The organism is Streptomyces sp. NPDC048416, assembly GCF_043200435.1.
Classification (GTDB): Bacteria; Actinomycetota; Actinomycetes; order Streptomycetales; family Streptomycetaceae; genus Streptomyces.
In genome coordinates, this window is sequence record NZ_JBICXU010000009.1 from 148,615 (window position 1) to 165,066 (window position 16,452).

The 16,452-nt window shown below is 71.3% G+C and carries 13 protein-coding genes; 2 read left to right on the top strand and 11 right to left on the bottom strand.

The features are described 5' to 3' along the window. Positions 1-6: 6 nt before the first annotated feature. The 5 genes from ACGFW5_RS14665 to ACGFW5_RS14685 form a co-directional block, all read right to left on the bottom strand. Positions 7-1,788, bottom strand: a complete 1,782-nt coding sequence (locus tag ACGFW5_RS14665) for a DEAD/DEAH box helicase (protein ID WP_393834569.1) — start codon at positions 1,786-1,788, stop codon at positions 7-9. A gap of 120 nt (positions 1,789-1,908) precedes the next feature. After that, positions 1,909-2,112 carry a cold-shock protein gene (locus tag ACGFW5_RS14670; protein WP_328313482.1) on the bottom strand — a complete coding sequence of 68 codons (204 nt, stop codon included), beginning with the start codon at positions 2,110-2,112 and terminating at the stop codon, positions 1,909-1,911. Positions 2,113-2,355: 243 nt separating this feature from the next. Next, positions 2,356-3,513, bottom strand: coding sequence for an acetyl-CoA C-acetyltransferase (locus ACGFW5_RS14675; protein ID WP_393834570.1), 1,158 nt, complete (start codon positions 3,511-3,513; stop codon positions 2,356-2,358). Between the two features lie 26 nt (positions 3,514-3,539). After that, positions 3,540-4,154, bottom strand: coding sequence for a TetR/AcrR family transcriptional regulator (locus ACGFW5_RS14680; protein ID WP_393834571.1), 615 nt, complete (start codon positions 4,152-4,154; stop codon positions 3,540-3,542). A 21-nt stretch (positions 4,155-4,175) separates the two neighbouring features. Beyond that, entirely contained in the window at positions 4,176-4,964 is a 789-nt protein-coding gene (locus ACGFW5_RS14685) for an SDR family oxidoreductase (RefSeq protein ID WP_393834572.1), read from the bottom strand. A gap of 54 nt (positions 4,965-5,018) precedes the next feature. On the opposite strand from ACGFW5_RS14685, the gene ACGFW5_RS14690 reads away from it, so the two are divergent. Next, entirely contained in the window at positions 5,019-6,188 is a 1,170-nt protein-coding gene (locus ACGFW5_RS14690) for an acyl-CoA dehydrogenase family protein (RefSeq protein WP_393834573.1), read from the top strand. Then, the gene (locus ACGFW5_RS14695; protein WP_393834574.1) at positions 6,185-7,165 is read left to right on the top strand and encodes an acyl-CoA dehydrogenase family protein; all 981 of its coding nucleotides are present in this window, start codon (positions 6,185-6,187) and stop codon (positions 7,163-7,165) included. Before ACGFW5_RS14690 ends, ACGFW5_RS14695 begins: the two co-directional genes overlap by 4 nt. A 139-nt stretch (positions 7,166-7,304) precedes the next feature. Here ACGFW5_RS14695 and ACGFW5_RS14700 read toward each other — a convergent pair whose 3' ends face one another. The 6 genes from ACGFW5_RS14700 to gltB all read right to left on the bottom strand — a co-directional run bounded on the left by ACGFW5_RS14700 (position 7,305) and on the right by gltB (position 16,320). Next, the gene (locus ACGFW5_RS14700; protein ID WP_393834575.1) at positions 7,305-7,874 is read right to left on the bottom strand and encodes a pyridoxamine 5'-phosphate oxidase family protein; all 570 of its coding nucleotides are present in this window, start codon (positions 7,872-7,874) and stop codon (positions 7,305-7,307) included. Positions 7,875-7,888: 14 nt separating this feature from the next. Next, on the bottom strand, positions 7,889-8,452 hold the full coding sequence (locus tag ACGFW5_RS14705; RefSeq protein WP_393834576.1) for a HutD family protein: 564 nt from the start codon (positions 8,450-8,452) through the stop codon (positions 7,889-7,891). Next, complete coding sequence (locus ACGFW5_RS14710) at positions 8,449-9,168, bottom strand: VWA domain-containing protein (protein ID WP_393834577.1); 720 nt, start codon at positions 9,166-9,168, stop codon at positions 8,449-8,451. The genes ACGFW5_RS14705 and ACGFW5_RS14710 overlap by 4 nt, the downstream gene beginning before the upstream one ends. Positions 9,169-9,328: 160 nt before the next feature. Next, positions 9,329-9,952, bottom strand: coding sequence for a LysE family translocator (locus ACGFW5_RS14715; RefSeq protein ID WP_393834578.1), 624 nt, complete (start codon positions 9,950-9,952; stop codon positions 9,329-9,331). A 322-nt stretch (positions 9,953-10,274) separates the two neighbouring features. Beyond that, complete coding sequence (locus ACGFW5_RS14720) at positions 10,275-11,735, bottom strand: glutamate synthase subunit beta (protein ID WP_393834579.1); 1,461 nt, start codon at positions 11,733-11,735, stop codon at positions 10,275-10,277. Next, positions 11,728-16,320, bottom strand: coding sequence for a glutamate synthase large subunit (gltB, locus tag ACGFW5_RS14725; RefSeq protein WP_393834580.1), 4,593 nt, complete (start codon positions 16,318-16,320; stop codon positions 11,728-11,730). The genes ACGFW5_RS14720 and gltB overlap by 8 nt, the downstream gene beginning before the upstream one ends. Positions 16,321-16,452 lie beyond the last annotated feature (132 nt).

Below are 16,452 nucleotides of genomic sequence, written 5' to 3' on the forward strand. Positions count from 1 at the left end.
GGGAAATCAGGCCCTGCCCCGACCCGCGCCACCCTGACCACGCCCTCGGCCACCCTGCCCCCGGCCCACCGCACCCTGGGTACGAGGCGCCGCTCCACCCTGGGAGGTGCGGGATGAGCCACCCTGCGTACGAGGGGTCCCGCCACCCTGGGAGGTGCGGGACGATGCCGCTCCACCCTGCGTACGGGACGATGCCGCTCCGCCCTGCGTGCGGGACGAGCCGCCCTGCGTACGGGAGGCCCCGCCACCCTGGGGGGTACGGGACGACGCCGCTCCACCCTGCGTACGGGAGGCCGTGCCGGTCTGGGGGCGGGGCGAAGACGACTGCGCGGCGGCCCCGCGGGAACCCCCGCGACGACCCCGGCTGCGCCCCCCGGACGCCGCGGCCCGCTTCGGCTCGGGCTGGGCCGGGACCTCGATGACCACCGGCACGCCGGACGGCTCGCGCGCCCCGGTGACCTGGACGAGCTCCTCGGAGCTCGACTTGATCTCGGCCGTGCGCGGCCGGATGCCGGCGAACGACATGAGCTTGGTCATCTCGCGCTTCTCGTCGGGCAGGACGAGCGTGACGACGCTGCCGGACTCGCCCGCCCGCGCGGTGCGCCCGCCGCGGTGGAGGTAGTCCTTGTGGTCGGTCGGCGGGTCGACGTTGACGACGAGGTCGAGGTCGTCGACGTGGATGCCGCGCGCCGCGACGTTGGTCGCCACCAGCGCGGTGACCTGGCCGTTCTTGAACTGGTCGAGCGTGCGGTTGCGCTGCGGCTGGGAGCGTCCGCCGTGCAGGCCGGCCGCCCGGACACCGCTGGCGAGCAGCCGCTTGACGAGCCGGTCCACGGAGCGCTTGGTGTCCAGGAACATGATCACGCGGCCGTCGCGGGCCGCGATGCGCGTGGTGACGGCCTTCTTGTCGGTCTCGTCCATGACGTACAGGACGTGGTGTTCCATCGTGGTGACCGCGCCGGCCGACGGGTCGACGGAGTGCACCACCGGGTCGGTGAGGAACATCCGGACCAGGCGGTCGATGTTGGCGTCCAGGGTCGCCGAGAACAGCATCCGCTGGCCGTCCGGTTCGACCTGCTTGAGGAGCGCGGTGACCTGCGGCATGAAGCCCATGTCGGCCATCTGGTCGGCCTCGTCGAGAACGGTGACGCGCACGTTCTCCAGGGAGCAGTCGCCCCGCTCTATGAGGTCCTTGAGGCGGCCCGGCGTGGCCACGACGACCTCGGCGCCGCGGCGCAGCGCGTTCGCCTGCTTGGTGAGGGAGAGGCCGCCGACGACGGTGGTGAGACGGAGGTTGACCGCGGTCGCGTACGGCGTGAGCGCGTCGGTGACCTGCTGGGCGAGTTCCCGGGTGGGGACCAGGACGAGCGCGAGGGGCGCGGTGGGCTCGGCGCGCCGGCCCGCGGTGCGGGCGAGCAGCGCGAGGCCGAAGGCGAGGGTCTTGCCGGAGCCGGTACGGCCGCGGCCGAGGATGTCGCGTCCGGCCAGCGAGTTCGGCAGGGTGGCGCCCTGGATCGGGAACGGCTCGGTCACGCCCTGCGCGTCGAGCGTCTTGAGGAGCGCGGCGGGCATGTCCAGGTCGGCGAAGGCCTCGACGGCAGGCAGCGCGGGGGTCAGGGACTCCGGCAGCTGGAATTCACCCTGCGGCGCCGCCATGCTCCGGCCCTTGGCGGATTTGGCGGACTTGGCGGCGGGGCGGCCGGAACCCTGGCGGGCGGCGGAGCCGGAACGTGAGCCGGCGGCGGCACCGGAACCTGCGCCGAAGCGCTTGCTGGTCGTGCGCGTCATACGGTTTTGCCTCCTGGGACAAGACAGCACAAGCCGGGACCCGCACCTGAGGGTGCGGGCCCCGGCTGCGAAATTCGCGAGCCACGGAATCCGCGGCTGCAAAATACGCCTCGTCGGCGATTAGGCGGGAACGATGTTCTCCGCCTGCAGGCCCTTCTGGCCCTGGGTGACCTCGAAGGAGACCTTCTGGCCCTCAAGGAGCTCACGGAAGCCGTTGGAGGCGATGTTGGAGTAGTGGGCGAAGACGTCGGGGCCGCCGCCGTCCTGCTCGATGAAGCCGAAGCCCTTTTCCGAGTTGAACCACTTCACGGTGCCAGTAGCCATGTCATTTCTCCTAAGACAGGGGCAGTTCCGGAAATCCGCGGATTTACGGATTCCTCGTCGCCGCATTGAGCCCATCCGGAGAAACCCCGGAAACAAATAATGCGCCTGAGGAACATTCCCGTCAGGCGCACATAAAGTATATGGGTACCAAAACTGCAACAGCCACCACGATAGCACGCCCCTGTGCGGGGTGTCCCTGTGGGCCGTGTTACACCCGTTCCCGCCGAGGGCCGCCGCCCCGCCTCACAGGCGTTCGATGATGGTCACGTTGGCCTGGCCGCCGCCCTCGCACATCGTCTGGAGGCCGTAGCGGCCCGCGGTGCGCTCCAGTTCGTGCAGCAGGGTCGTCATGAGCCTCGCGCCGGTCGCGCCGAGGGGGTGGCCCAGCGCGACCGCGCCGCCGTTGACGTTGACGCGGGCCGGGTCGGCGCCGGTCTCCTTCAGCCAGGCGAGGACGACCGGCGCGAAGGCCTCGTTGATCTCGACCAGGTCGATGTCGTCGATCTTCAGGCCGGTCTTCTTCAGGGCGTGGGCGGTGGCGGGGATCGGCGCGGACAGCATGCGGATCGGGTCCTCGCCGCGCACCGAGAGATGGTGGACGCGGGCGCGCGGGGTCAGACCGTGCTCGGCGACGGCTCGCTCGGATGCGATGAGCAGGGCGGCCGCGCCGTCGGAGACCTGCGAGGAGCAGGCCGCGGTGATCGTGCCGCCGTCCACGACGGGCTTGAGGGCGGCCATCTTCTCCAGGGTGGTGTCCCGGCGCGGTCCCTCGTCCGTGGTGACGTCGGCGTAGGGCACGGTCTCGCGGGCGAAGCGGCCCTCGTCGACGGCGCGGATCGCCCGCAGGTGCGAGCTCAGGGCGAACTCCTCCATGGCGCGGCGCGAGATGCCCCACTTCTCGGCGATGAGCTGCGCCCCGTGGAACTGGTCGACGGGCGCGTCACCGTAGCGGGCGCGCCACCCCTGGCTGCCGAGGAAGGGGCCGTCGGTCAGGCCGAGCGGTTCGGCGGCCCGGCGGGAGGCGAACGCGATGGGGATCATCGACATGTTCTGGGTGCCGCCGGCCACCACCAGGTCCTGGGTGCCGGAGAGGACGCCTTGTGCCGCGAAGTGGAGGGCCTGCTGGGAGGAGCCGCACTGACGGTCGACGGTGACGCCGGGTACTTCTTCGGGCAGGCCGGCCGCCAGCCACGAGGTGCGGGCGATGTCGCCCGCCTGGGGGCCCACGGTGTCCAGGCAGCCGAAGACGACGTCCTCGACGGCCGCGGGGTCGATGCCGCTGCGCTCGATGAGCGCCGTGAGGACATGGGCGCCGAGGTCGGCGGGGTGGACGGCCGCGAGGGCGCCTCGGCGCCGGCCCACCGGGGTGCGTACCGCTTCGACTATGTAGGCCTCGGTCATGACAACTCCCCGGATCGGCAGGCGGGTTACGCAACGACGGCGATTCCGTCGAGGACCATCGAGAGGTACTGGCGGGCGATCTCCTCCGGGCTGTGCCGGCCGCCTGGCCGGTACCAGGACGCGGCCACCCACACCGTGTCGCGCACGAAGCGGTAGGTGAGGCGGATGTCCAGGTCGGCGCGGAACGCCTGGGAGGCGACGCCGCGCTCCAGCGTTCCCAGCCACGCCTTCTCGAACTTCTGCTGCGAGTCGGCGAGGTAGTGGAAGCGGGGCTGGTCCGCGAGGTGCTTGGCCTCCTTCTGGTAGATCGCGACGGCGGCGCGGTGCCGGTCGATCTCCCGGAAGGACTCGGTGACCAGGGCTTCGATGGTCGCGCGGGGCCCGAGTCCCGCCGCGAGCACGGCGTCGTACCCCTGCCAGAGCTCGTTCAGGAAGCTCGAAAGGATCTCGTCGAGCATCGACTCCTTGGAGTCGAAGTGGTAGTAGAGACTGCCCGCGAGCAGCCCGGCCTCCTCGGCGATCCTGCGGACGGTGGTGGCGTTGTATCCCTGGGCGGCGAACACCTCGGCCGCCGTGGTCAGGAGTTCGCGCCGCCGCTCGGGCGAGGCGGTCACCTGTGTCTTCTTCTTGTTCGTCGGCACCTGTCCATTGTGCTGCCGCCGTCAGGGGTGCTGGCTGCTGACGGAGACGACCTCGCCGGTGAGGTAGGAGGAGTAGCTGCTGGCGAGGAAGACGATGACGTTGGCGACCTCCCAGGGTTCGGCGTGGCGGCCGAACGCCTCGCGTGCGGTGAGCTCTTCGAGGAGGTCGGCGGAGGTGACCTTCACCAGGTGGGGGTGCATGGCGAGACTGGGTGCGACCGCGTTGACCCGTACGCCGTACGCGGCGGCCTCGACGGCCGCGCAGCGGGTGAGGGCCATGACGCCCGCCTTGGCGGCGGCGTAGTGGGCCTGGCCTGCCTGGGCGCGCCAGCCGACGACGGAGGCGTTGTTGACGATCACGCCGCGCCGGCCGGTCTCCTTGAAGGCGCGCAGGGCCGCGCGGGTGCAGCGGAAGGTGCCGTTGAGGGTGACGTCGAGGACCTTGGACCATGCCTCGTCGCTCATGTCGACCAGCGCGCACGTGCCGCCGAGGCCGGCGTTGTTGACCACGATGTCGAGGCCGCCGTGTGCGCGGGCGGCGAGCGCGAAGAGGGCGGCGACCTGGTGTTCGTCGGTCACGTCGCACGGCAGGGCGGCGACGTGGTGGGCGCCGAACTCGGCGGCGAGTGCCTGTTCCGTCTCCTTGAGGCGGCGGGCGTGGGCGTCGCCGATGACGACGCGGGCGCCCTCTTCGAGGAGTCTGCGGGCGGTGGCCCCGCCGATCCCGGCGCCGGCGGCCGCGGTGACCACGGCGGTGCGGCCGTCGAGGAGGCCGTGGCCCGGCACGTACGGAGCCTTGTTGTCGGTCACGGCGCCACGTTAACCTACCAAACACTTGTTAGGGAAGGATGGTGTGCCGTCCCCATGGACCTGGATCCCACGCCCGATCAGGAGGCCTTCCGGGCCGAGGCGCGCGACTGGCTCGCCGCGCATGTCCCGGCCGCCCCCCTGCCCTCCTTGGAGACCGGGGCGGGGTTCGCCGCGCACCGGGAGTGGGAGGCCCGGCTGGCCGGTGACCGCTGGTCGGTGGTGTCGTGGCCGAGCCGGTACGGCGGCCGGGGCGTGGACATCTTCCACTGGCTCGTCTTCGAGGAGGAGTACTTCGCGGCGGGCGCCCCCGGGCGCGTCTCGCAGAACGGCATCAACCTGCTCGCGCCGACCCTGTTCGACCACGGCACGCCCGAGCAGCGGGCGCGGATCCTGCCCGGCATGGCGAGCGGCGCGACGATCTGGGCGCAGGCGTGGTCCGAGCCGGATGCGGGCTCCGACCTCGCCGCTCTGCGCTCCAAAGCCGTGCGGACCCACGGAGGTTGGCTGCTGTCGGGGCAGAAGACCTGGTCGTCGCGGGCCGCGTTCGCCGACCGGGCCTTCGGCATCTTCCGCACGGATCCCGACGCGCCGAGGCCCCACCAGGGCCTGACGTATCTGATGTTCGACCTGCGGGCGTCCGGCGTCACGGTCCGGCCCATCGGGCGGCTCGACGGCAAGCCCGCCTTCGCCGAACTCTTCCTCGACGACGTGTTCGTGCCCGACCAGGACGTCATCGGCGAGGTGGGCGCGGGCTGGCGGATCGCCATGTCGACGACCGGCAACGAGCGCGGCCTGATGCTGCGCTCCCCCGGCCGGTTCCTCGCTTCTGCGGCGCGGCTCGTGGAGCTGTGGCGCACGGCGGGCGATCCCGCGGACACCGCGCTGCGCGACCGGGTCGCGGACGCGGTGATCGGGGCGCGCGCCTATCAGCTCTTCACCTGCGCGAACGCCTCGCGCTTCGCGGCGGGCGAGACGATCGGCGCCGAGTCCAGCCTCAACAAGGTGTTCTGGTCGCGGTACGACATCGCCCTGCACGAGTGCGCGCTCGACCTGCTGGGGCCGCACGGCGAGCTGTCCGACGCGGCCGACGAGGCCCCGGCACACGGCAGTTGGGCCGAGGGCCATGTCTTCTCACTGGCCGGCCCCATCTATGCGGGGACGAACGAGATCCAGCGCGACATCATCGCCGAGCGGCTGCTCGGCCTCCCGAAGGGCCGCCGATGAGGTTCCAGCCCACCTCGGACCAGCGCGACTTCGCGCGCTCCCTCGACGCGATGCTGAGCGCGGCCGGCACTCCCTCGGCGGTACGGGCCTGGAGCGCGGGGGACACGGGGGCGGGCCGGGCCCTGTGGTCGCGGCTCGCCGACGCCGGGGTGTTCGCGCTCGCGGCCCCCGGGGCGTACGAGGGCGTCGGCCCGCTGCCCGTGGAACTCGCCCTGGCCTGCGTGGAGTTGGGGCGGCACGCGGTGCCGGGCCCGGTCGTCGAGACGGTGGCGGCGACGGCTTTCCTGACGCGCCTCGCGGAGCTGGGCGAGGAGGGACCCGCCAAGCGGCTGCTGCCCTCCATCGTGTCGGGCACCTGTGTGGCGAGCGTCCTGGTGCCGGGCGCGAGTCCGTACGCGCTCGACGCGGACGCGGCGGACGTGGTGCTCGTCGCGACGGACCACGAGGTGCGGATCGCGCCGGGGCACGGGCCCCTCCAGCCGTCCACCGACCCGGCACGGCGCCTTGCGAGGCCCCTGCCCGGCGGTGAACTGCTGGCCCGGGGCGCCCAGTTGACGGATGCGGTCGCCCACGCGGTCCTCTGGGCGCGGCTCGCGACGGCCGGGCAGTGCGTGGGGCTCGCCGAGGCGCTGCTGAGCCGGACCGTGGCGTACGTCAAGCAGCGCACCCAGTTCGGGCAGCCGATCGGGGCGTTCCAGGCGGTCAAGCACCGGCTCGCGGACACGCTGGTGGCGGTGGAGTTCGCCCGGCCGCTGCTCTACGGTGCTGCGTTGTCGCTCGCGCCGGGTGAGGTGGCCGCGGCGAAGGTGACGGCCGGGGAGGCCGCGTACGCCGCCGCCCGCACCGCGCTGCATCTGCACGGCGCGGTGGGGTACACCCAGGAGCTCGACCTGTCGCTGTGGCTGCGCAAGGCTCGCCCGCTCAGGGACGCCTGGGGCACACCGGACGACTGCCGGGCGCAGGTGCTCGCGGGCTGAACACCCGCGTGGCCGGGGGGACATGGCGGGGCCGTCGTGACGACGCCGGTGGGGTGGCTCGACCGGAACGGGCTGTCCGTTCCTGGAAACTCGCGCGCGTCGAAGGACCGGGTGACGGTGGCCGCCGTGGCCCGCGCCCTCAGGCGTCCTCGCGCACTCCCCCGTCGCCGTTGCCGCGTCTGAGGGTGCGCAGGGCGGCGCCGGGCCGCCAGACCCGTACCACCAGGTCGTCGTTCTCGACGTCGGTGCGCACGACCTCGGTCAGTTCGGCGCGGAAGAGGTGGAAGGGCTCGGGCGGCTCCACCTGGGAGGCGAAGCGCGCCATCACCGCGGGGTCGGTGACCTCCACGGCGCGGCCGCTGACCCGTACGTCGCCGTCGGCCATCGCGGCGTCCGGGCCCGGGTTGGCCTGCACCGAGAAACGCGGGTCGCGCCGCAGGTCGTGGGCCTTCATCGAGCCGGGCATCATGCCCAGCCACAAGTCGTCGCCCTGGAACTCCACCTCGATACCGGTCACCCGGGGCGAGCCGTCCTTGCGCAGGGTCGCGAGGACATGGTGCTTGTACTTCGTGAACCGTGCCTCGACGCCGGCCGCGAACAGCGCCTCGGCCGTGCGGAACCGGGCCCAGCCGGCCGCCGTGGCCCCTGCCGCGCCTGTCTCGCCCGTCTCGCCTGTCTCGCCTGTCTCGCCTGTCTCCGGGATCGTCATGGCTCCAGGAAACCTCATGGTCCGGGCAGTTCGCGCCCGGAAGGCGGCAAAGGGAGGGTGACCACGGCGATGTGCCCCGCGGCCCGAACCGGTGTGATGCCGTGGTCGGTCAGCGCCGCGTCGTAGCGGTCCAGGCGTACGCCGTCCACGTCGGCGGGTGCGTCGAGGGCGACGATCAGGGCGGGCCCCGGGACGTTCAGGTCGCCGCGCACGACGGCGACCGACGGCTCGGGACGGCCTCGGCGGAACATCACGTTGAAGTTGACGACGGGGCCGGCCAGGAGCCGGCAGTCGGTGGGGGCGTCGCCCGGGAAGCGCTGGGGTACGAACCGTTCGTCCACCAGGCGGCGTCGGCCGCCCACCGTGAGGTCCATGCCGGCGCCCTCGACGACGGTGAGGATCCGGTCCACGCCGGGGAAGCCCGAGAAGGGGCCGTCCGCGCCTACGTCGGCGAGGCTGACGCGCCAGGCGAAGTCGGCGGTCCCCGCGCCTTCGGGGTGCGCGGCGACGCTCCGGGTCACTCCGCCGCCGTTCTTCCACGGCACGGCCGTTCTCGCGGCGGCCCGCAGGGTCCTCACCGTACGATCCCCGCTGCCCGTGCCGCGCGCAGCCAGTGCGGGAACTCGCCGAGCAGCAGGTCGTACAGCTGGGCGTCGGTCATCTTCCGAGGGTCGGTCCCGGCGGCGAAGAAACCGGCGTTGTCGACACACCGGTAGTCGGGGACGGCCAACTCGTCGAGCCTGCGCAGGAAGTCGAACTGGTGGCTGTGGGGATCGCCGAAGCCGATGAACTGCCAGAACATCGGCAGGGTGGCCGCCTTGCAGACGTAGCGTTCGGCGGCGAGCCTGCCGCTGGGGGCGCCGTCCGTCTGGAAGACGACGAGGGCGGGGGCGCTCGCGCCGCTCTCCAGGTAATGGTCGATGACCGCGTCCATGGCGACGTGGTAGTTGGTCCTGCCCATGTGCCCGAGGTTGGCCACGATCCGCTCGATGCGGCCCCGGTGGTTCTCCAGGGCGATCTCCGTCTCGGCGTCGATGTCCGTGGAGAAGAAGACCACCGGCACCCGGCCGTCGTCGTCGAGGTGCGCCGACAGGCCGAGCACCCGGTCGGCGAGCGTCTGCACGCTGCCGTCCCTGAAGTACGGGCGCATGGACCCCGAGTGGTCGACGACGAGGTACACGGCGGCGGTCTCGTCGTCGAGCCCGTGTCTTTCCAGGGAGGCGGCGGCGCTCTTGTAGAGGGAGACCAGCGCGGGCGCGGCCTCCTCCACTTTCCGGAGGGACAGTGCGGCCATGCGCCTCGTCTCCGTTCACTCGCCGCCCGGTGGGCGGGAGTGCCGAGCGTACGCCAACTCGCGTGTGCTGGAGGGGCCAGGCTCCTGCGGGGAGGCGCACGGCGGGGTGGTGCGCGCGGCCGGGTGGTGCGCGCGGCCGGGTGGTGCGCGCGGCCGGCGGTCAGCGCGTGGCGGTGGCCAGCTTCAGTCCCAGGCCGACGAAGGCCACGGCGAACGTACGGCGCATCCAGGCCAGCACCTTGGGGCGGGAGATGATGTGGTCGCGCACGCCTGCGGCGAAGGCACCGTAGATCACGAACACGACGAACGTCATGGCCATGAACACGGCCGAGAGTTCGAGCATGTGCGGCAGGGAGTTGGCGCTGCCGGCCGGGACGAACTGCGGCAGGAACGCCAGGAAGAACATGGACAGCTTCGGGTTGAGGAAGTTGATCAGAATGGCCGTCCAGGTGATCTGCGCCGACGAACGCTCCTGCGGCTGGTCCTCGCCCTGCGCGTCCATTCTCATGGCGCCCTTCTCGCGCAGGGTCTGCCAGGCGAGGAAGAGCAGATAGCCGACTCCGGCCCACTTGAAGCTCGCGAAGGCCACGGCGCTGGTGTGCAGGATGGCGGCGAGACCCGCGATCGCGGCGGCCAGATGCGGAACGATCCCGAGGGTGCAGCCGAAGGCCGCCACGACCGACATGCGAAACCCGCGTGCCAGGCCCGTGCCGACGGTGTAGACCGCGCCGGTTCCCGGCGCGACGACGATGATGAACGCGGTGATCAGGAACTCAACACTCATAAGGACACGCCCCTTTGATGGTCAGTCACTCTCTCCGTCACGATGTTCGTCACCACTGTGCCAGGAGTGTCCGCGCCGCGGATGCGACGTCCGATGGCCGGACGGGGCAGGAGGAACAGCAGGGCCCGCACGATCGGTGCCCGGGCAGGGCGGCGAGGAAGGCGAGGAAGGCGAGGAAGGCCACTGAAGCGTTGGTGGCCGGTGGTCGCTACAGGGGGCGGGGCGCCCGGACACGCCGCGACGCCCGCCCAGTCGTCCGGTCGGGGACAGTGGGGCGGGCGTCGGTCAGTTCCGCACGTCGTTGTACGGGACGTTCAAGGGGTCAGACCATCAGGGAACGGTCCGTGGGGCGGATCGGCGCGGGCAGGTCGCTCGCTCCGGTCAGGTACCGGTCGACGCCCCGGGCCGCGGAGCGGCCCTCGGCGATCGCCCAGACGATCAGGGACTGGCCACGGCCCGCGTCACCGGCGACGAACACACCGTCGACGTTGGTCGCGAAGTCCGCGTCACGGGCCACATTACCCCGCGCGTCCAGTTCGAGGCCGAACTGCTGGACGAGGCCGTTGGCCTGGTCGGTGCCGGTGAAGCCCATGGCGAGGGTGACGAGCTGTGCGGGGATGGACCGCTCGGTGCCGGGCTTCGGGGTCAACTTGCCGTCGATGAACTCGACTTCGGTCAGGTGCAGCGCCTTGACGTTGCCGTCCTCGTCGCCCTCGAAGTGGGTGGTGGAGACGGAGTAGACCCGCTCGCCGCCCTCCTCGTGCGCTGAGGTCACCTTGTAGAGCATGGGGAACGTCGGCCAGGGCTGGCCCGGGTTCCGCTCGTCGCCCGGCCTCGGCATGATCTCCAGCTGGGTGACGGAGGCAGCGCCCTGGCGGTGGGCGGTGCCCACGCAGTCCGCGCCGGTGTCGCCGCCGCCGATGACCACGACGTGCTTGCCCGCGGCGGTGATCGGCGGGGTGACGAAGTCGCCCTCCTGCACCTTGTTCGAGAGCGGCAGGTACTCCATCGCGAAGTGGATGCCGTTCAGCTCGCGGCCCGGGACCGGCAGGTCGCGCGAGACGGTGGCGCCGGCCGCGATGACGACCGCGTCGTAGCGCTTGCGCAGCTTCGCGGCGTCGATGTCGCGGCCGATCTCGACCTCGGTGCGGAACTTGGTGCCCTCCGCGCGCATCTGCTCGATGCGGCGGTTGATGTGCACCTTCTCCATCTTGAACTCGGGGATGCCGTAGCGAAGGAGGCCGCCGATGCGGTCGGCGCGCTCGTACACGGCGACCGTGTGTCCCGCCCGGGTCAGCTGCTGGGCGGCGGCCAGGCCCGCCGGGCCCGAGCCGATGACCGCGACGGTCTTGCCGGACAGCCGCTCGGGCGCCTGCGGCCGGACGTCGCCCGTGTCCCACGCCTTGTCGATGATGGAGACTTCGACGTTCTTGATGGTGACGGCGGGCTGGTTGATGCCGAGCACGCACGCCGACTCGCAGGGCGCCGGGCACAGCCGCCCGGTGAACTCCGGGAAGTTGTTCGTGGCGTGCAGGCGCTCGGACGCGGCCCGCCAGTCCTCGCGGTAGGCGTAGTCGTTCCACTCGGGGATGAGGTTTCCGAGCGGACAGCCGTTGTGGCAGAACGGGATGCCGCAGTCCATGCAGCGCCCGGCCTGCTTGCTGATGATCGGCAGCAGCGAACCGGGAACATAGACCTCGTTCCAGTCCTTGACTCGCTCACCCACCGGGCGGGTCTTGGCGACCTCGCGTCCGGTGGTCAGGAAGCCCTTGGGGTCAGCCATGGGTCGCCGCCTCCATCATCTTCTCGGTGGTCTCCTGCTCGGAGAGACCGGCGAGCTCAGCGGCGTCCTTGGCGGCGAGCACTGCCTTGTACGTGGTCGGGATGATCTTGCTGAAGCGGTCCACGTGCACGGACCAGCCGGCCAGCAGCTTCTCGGCGACCGTGGACGCCGTCTCCTCGAAGTGGCGGCGCACGACGTCGTGCAGCCACTGCTTGTCGGTGTCGCTCAGGGCCTCGATGGCGCCCAGGTTCCCGGAGTTGACGTTGTCCCGGTCGAGGTCGATGACGTACGCGATGCCACCGGACATGCCGGCCGCGAAGTTGCGCCCGGTCTCGCCGAGTACCACCGCGGTGCCGCCCGTCATGTACTCGCAGCCGTGGTCGCCCACGCCCTCCGAGACGACGGTGGCGCCCGAGTTGCGGACGCAGAAGCGCTCGCCGGTGCGGCCGCGCAGGAACAGCTCGCCGCCGGTCGCGCCGTACGCGATGGTGTTGCCCGCGATCGTGGAGTACTCGGCGAGGTGGTCGGCGCCACGGTCGGGGCGGACGACGACCCGGCCGCCGGAGAGGCCCTTGCCGACGTAGTCGTTGGCGTCGCCCTCCAGGCGCAGGGTCACGCCGCGCGGCAGGAAGGCGCCGAAGGACTGGCCCGCCGAGCCGGTGAAGGTGATGTCGATGGTGTCGTCGGGCAGGCCCGCGCCGCCGAACTTCTTGGTCACCGCGTGGCCGAGCATGGTGCCCACGGTCCGGTTGATGTTGCGGACCGCGATCTGCGCGCGGACCGGCTGGGCGGCTTCGGCGCTCTCGGCTTCGAGGGCGTCGGCGGCGAGCTTGATGAGCTCGTTGTCGAGCGCCTTCTCCAGACCGTGGTCCTGCTCGATCAACGCGTGGCGCACGGCGCCCTCGGGCAGCTCGGGCACGTGGAACAGCGGCGCGAGGTCGAGGCCCTGGGCCTTCCAGTGGGTCACGGCCCGGTCGGTGTCGAGGAGTTCGGCGTGGCCGACGGCCTCCTCGATCGTACGGAAGCCGAGCTCGGCCAGGATCTCGCGGACCTCCTCGGCGATGAACTCGAAGAAGTTCACGACGAATTCGGCCTTGCCGGAGAAACGGTCACGCAGGACCGGGTTCTGGGTGGCGATGCCGACCGGGCAGGTGTCCAGGTGGCAGACACGCATCATGACGCAGCCGGACACGACGAGCGGCGCGGTCGCGAAACCGAACTCCTCGGCGCCCAGCAGGGCCGCGATGATGACGTCGCGGCCGGTCTTGAGCTGGCCGTCGGTCTGCACCACGATGCGGTCGCGCAGGCCGTTGAGCAGCAGGGTCTGCTGGGTCTCGGCGAGGCCGAGCTCCCAGGGGCCGCCCGCGTGCTTGAGGCTGGTCAGCGGCGATGCACCGGTTCCGCCGTCGTGGCCGGAGATGAGGACGACGTCCGCGTGTGCCTTGGAGACACCGGCGGCGACCGTGCCGACGCCGACCTCGGAGACCAGCTTCACGTGGATGCGGGCCGCCGGGTTGGCGTTCTTGAGGTCGTGGATCAGCTGAGCCAGGTCCTCGATGGAGTAGATGTCGTGGTGCGGCGGCGGCGAGATGAGGCCGACGCCCGGGGTGGAGTGCCGGGTCTTGGCGACCCACGGGTAGACCTTGTGGCCGGGCAGCTGGCCGCCCTCGCCGGGCTTGGCGCCCTGCGCCATCTTGATCTGGATGTCGTCCGCGTTGACCAGGTACTCGGAGGTGACGCCGAAGCGGCCGGAGGCGACCTGCTTGATGGCGGAGCGGCGCGCCGGGTCGTACAGGCGGTCCGCGTCCTCGCCGCCCTCACCGGTGTTGGACTTGCCGCCCAGCTGGTTCATGGCGATGGCCAGCGTCTCGTGGGCCTCGCGCGAGATGGAGCCGTACGACATGGCGCCGGTCGAGAACCGCTTGACGATCTCGGAGACCGGCTCGACCTCGTCGATGGAGATCGCTTCCCGGCCACTGGTGAAACCGAACAGGCCGCGCAGCGTCATCAGGCGCTCGGACTGCTCGTTCACGCGGTCCGTGTACTGCTTGAAGACGTCGTACCGCTTGGTGCGCGTGGCGTGCTGGAGGCGGAAGACCGTCTCCGGGTCGAACAGGTGCGGCTCGCCCTCGCGGCGCCACTGGTACTCGCCGCCGATCTCCAGGGCGCGGTGCGCCGAGGGGACGCCGGAGGCCGGGTAGGCCTTGGCGTGCCGGGCGGCGACCTCCTTGGCGACGATGTCGAGACCGGCGCCGCCGATCTTGGTGGCGGTGCCGATGAAGTACTTCTGCACGAAGGCCTCGTCGAGACCGACGGCCTCGAAGACCTGCGCGCCGCGGTAGGAGGCGACCGTGGAGATGCCCATCTTGGACATGACCTTCAGGACGCCCTTGCCGAGCGCGTAGATCAGGTTGCGGATGGCCTGCTCGGGCTCAAGGCCCTCGATGAACGTGCCGGCCCGCACCAGGTCCTCGACGGACTCCATGGCGAGGTAGGGGTTGACGGCTGCGGCGCCGTATCCGATGAGCAGCGCGACGTGGTGCACCTCGCGCACATCACCGGCCTCCACCAGCAGACCCACCTGGGTGCGCTGCTTGGTGCGGATGAGGTGGTGGTGGACGGCGGCGGTGAGCAGCAGCGAGGGGATCGGCGCGTGCTCGGCGTCGGAGTGCCGGTCGGACAGGACGATCAGGCGGGCGCCGCCCTCGATCGCCGCGTCGGTCTCCTGGCAGATGGCGTCGATGCGGGCGGCGAGCGCGTCGCCGCCGCCGGAGACCCGGTAAAGGCCCGACAGCGTGGCGGCCTTCATGCCCGGCATGTCGCCGTCGGCGTTGATGTGGATCAGCTTGGCCAGCTCATCGTTGTCGATGACCGGGAAGGGCAGCGTGACGCTGCGGCAGGAGGCCGCGGTCGGCTCAAGCAGGTTGCCCTGGGGGCCGAGCGTGGAGCGCAGGCTGGTGACCAGCTCTTCGCGGATCGCGTCCAGCGGCGGGTTGGTGACCTGCGCGAACAGCTGGGTGAAGTAGTCGAAGAGCAGCCGGGGGCGCGCCGAGAGCGCGGCGATCGGCGAGTCCGTGCCCATGGAGCCGAGCGGTTCACCCGCGGTGCGGGCCATCGGCGCGAGGATGACGCGCAGCTCTTCCTCGGTGTAGCCGAACGTCTGCTGGCGGCGGGTGACCGAGGCGTGGGTGTGCACGATGTGCTCACGCTCGGGCAGGTCCTCCAGCTCGATCTCGCCGGCTTCCAGCCACTCCTGGTACGGGTTCTCGGCGGCGAGGGACGCCTTGATCTCGTCGTCCTCGATGATGCGGTGCTCGGCGGTGTCGACGAGGAACATCCGGCCGGGCTGGAGGCGGCCCTTGCGGACGACCTTGGCGGGGTCGATGTCGAGGACGCCGACCTCGGAGGACAGGACGACGAGGCCGTCGTCGGTCACCCAGTAGCGGCCGGGGCGCAGACCGTTGCGGTCGAGGACCGCGCCGACCTGGACGCCGTCGGTGAAGGTGATGCAGGCCGGGCCGTCCCAGGGCTCCATCATCGTGGAGTGGAACTGGTAGAAGGCGCGGCGGGCCGGGTCCATCGACTCGTGGTTCTCCCACGCCTCGGGGACCATCATCAGGACCGAGTGGGGCAGCGAGCGTCCGCCGAGGTGGAGGAGTTCCAGCACCTCGTCGAAGGACGCCGAGTCGGAGGCGTCCGGCGTGCAGACGGGGAAGATCCGGTCGATCTTGCCGGCGCCGGAGTTGAAGAGGTTGGAGGCGAGCTGGGACTCGCGGGCCACCATCCAGTTGCGGTTGCCCTTGACCGTGTTGATCTCGCCGTTGTGTGCGACGAAGCGGTACGGGTGGGCCAGCGGCCAGGAGGGGAAGGTGTTGGTGGAGAACCGCGAGTGCACGAGGGCGACGGCGGTGGCGCAGCGGCGGTCGGAGAGGTCCGGGAAGAACGGCTCCAGCTGGCCGGTGGTCAGCATGCCCTTGTAGACGATGGTGCGGGCGGAGAGCGACGGGAAGTAGACACCGGCCTCCCGCTCGGCGCGCTTGCGCAGCACGAAGGCCTTGCGGTCGAGCGCGACACCGGTCGGCCGGCCCGCCTCGGACTCCGTCAGGGAGGCGCCCGCGGTGACGAACAGCTGGCGGAAGGCGGGCATGGTGGCGCGGGCGCCGTTGCCGAGCAGGGCGGGGGTGACGGGCACCTCGCGCCAGCCCAGGACGGTCAGCCCCTCTTCGGCGGCGATCGTCTCGATCCGCGAGACGGCATCGTCGGTCTCTTCGAGGGGCAGGAAGGCGATGCCGACGGCGTAGGAGCCGGCCTCGGGCAGCTCGAAGTCCGTGACCTCGCGCAGGAACGCGTCGGGAACCTGGAGCAGGATGCCGGCGCCGTCTCCGGAGTCGGGCTCGGAGCCGGTGGCACCGCGGTGTTCCAGATTGCGCAGTACGGTCAGCGCCTGCTCGACCAGCTCATGGCTGGCAACACCGGTGAGGGTGGCCACGAACCCGACGCCACAGGCGTCGTGCTCGTTACGGGGGTCGTACATCCCCTGCTGGGCGGGGCGACCGTCCATGGGCGACCAGGCGTCGGAACGCATCGGCTCTCCCGTCGTCGTTGTGGCATGGGGGGCTTCCGCGCGTGAAGTGGGGGAAGCGATACCGAGGGACGACGCTGGCCCTCTGCAAAATTTGATGCAGGTTACATGATGGAACCTATCTCGGGAACCGGA

What these genes read in the sequence shown, in the direction of transcription:
- ACGFW5_RS14700 (WP_393834575.1), bottom strand. Translation starts at nt 7,874, where the DNA reads ATGACGATCCCGGAGACAGGCGAGACAGGCGAGACAGGCGAGACGGGC.
- ACGFW5_RS14690 (WP_393834573.1), top strand. Translation starts at nt 5,019, where the DNA reads ATGGACCTGGATCCCACGCCCGATCAGGAGGCCTTCCGGGCCGAGGCG.
- ACGFW5_RS14710 (WP_393834577.1), bottom strand. Translation starts at nt 9,168, where the DNA reads ATGGCCGCACTGTCCCTCCGGAAAGTGGAGGAGGCCGCGCCCGCGCTG.
- gltB (WP_393834580.1), bottom strand. Translation starts at nt 16,320, where the DNA reads ATGCGTTCCGACGCCTGGTCGCCCATGGACGGTCGCCCCGCCCAGCAG.
- ACGFW5_RS14670 (WP_328313482.1), bottom strand. Translation starts at nt 2,112, where the DNA reads ATGGCTACTGGCACCGTGAAGTGGTTCAACTCGGAAAAGGGCTTCGGC.
- ACGFW5_RS14695 (WP_393834574.1), top strand. Translation starts at nt 6,185, where the DNA reads ATGAGGTTCCAGCCCACCTCGGACCAGCGCGACTTCGCGCGCTCCCTC.
- ACGFW5_RS14675 (WP_393834570.1), bottom strand. Translation starts at nt 3,513, where the DNA reads ATGACCGAGGCCTACATAGTCGAAGCGGTACGCACCCCGGTGGGCCGG.
- ACGFW5_RS14665 (WP_393834569.1), bottom strand. Translation starts at nt 1,788, where the DNA reads ATGACGCGCACGACCAGCAAGCGCTTCGGCGCAGGTTCCGGTGCCGCC.
- ACGFW5_RS14715 (WP_393834578.1), bottom strand. Translation starts at nt 9,952, where the DNA reads ATGAGTGTTGAGTTCCTGATCACCGCGTTCATCATCGTCGTCGCGCCG.
- ACGFW5_RS14720 (WP_393834579.1), bottom strand. Translation starts at nt 11,735, where the DNA reads ATGGCTGACCCCAAGGGCTTCCTGACCACCGGACGCGAGGTCGCCAAG.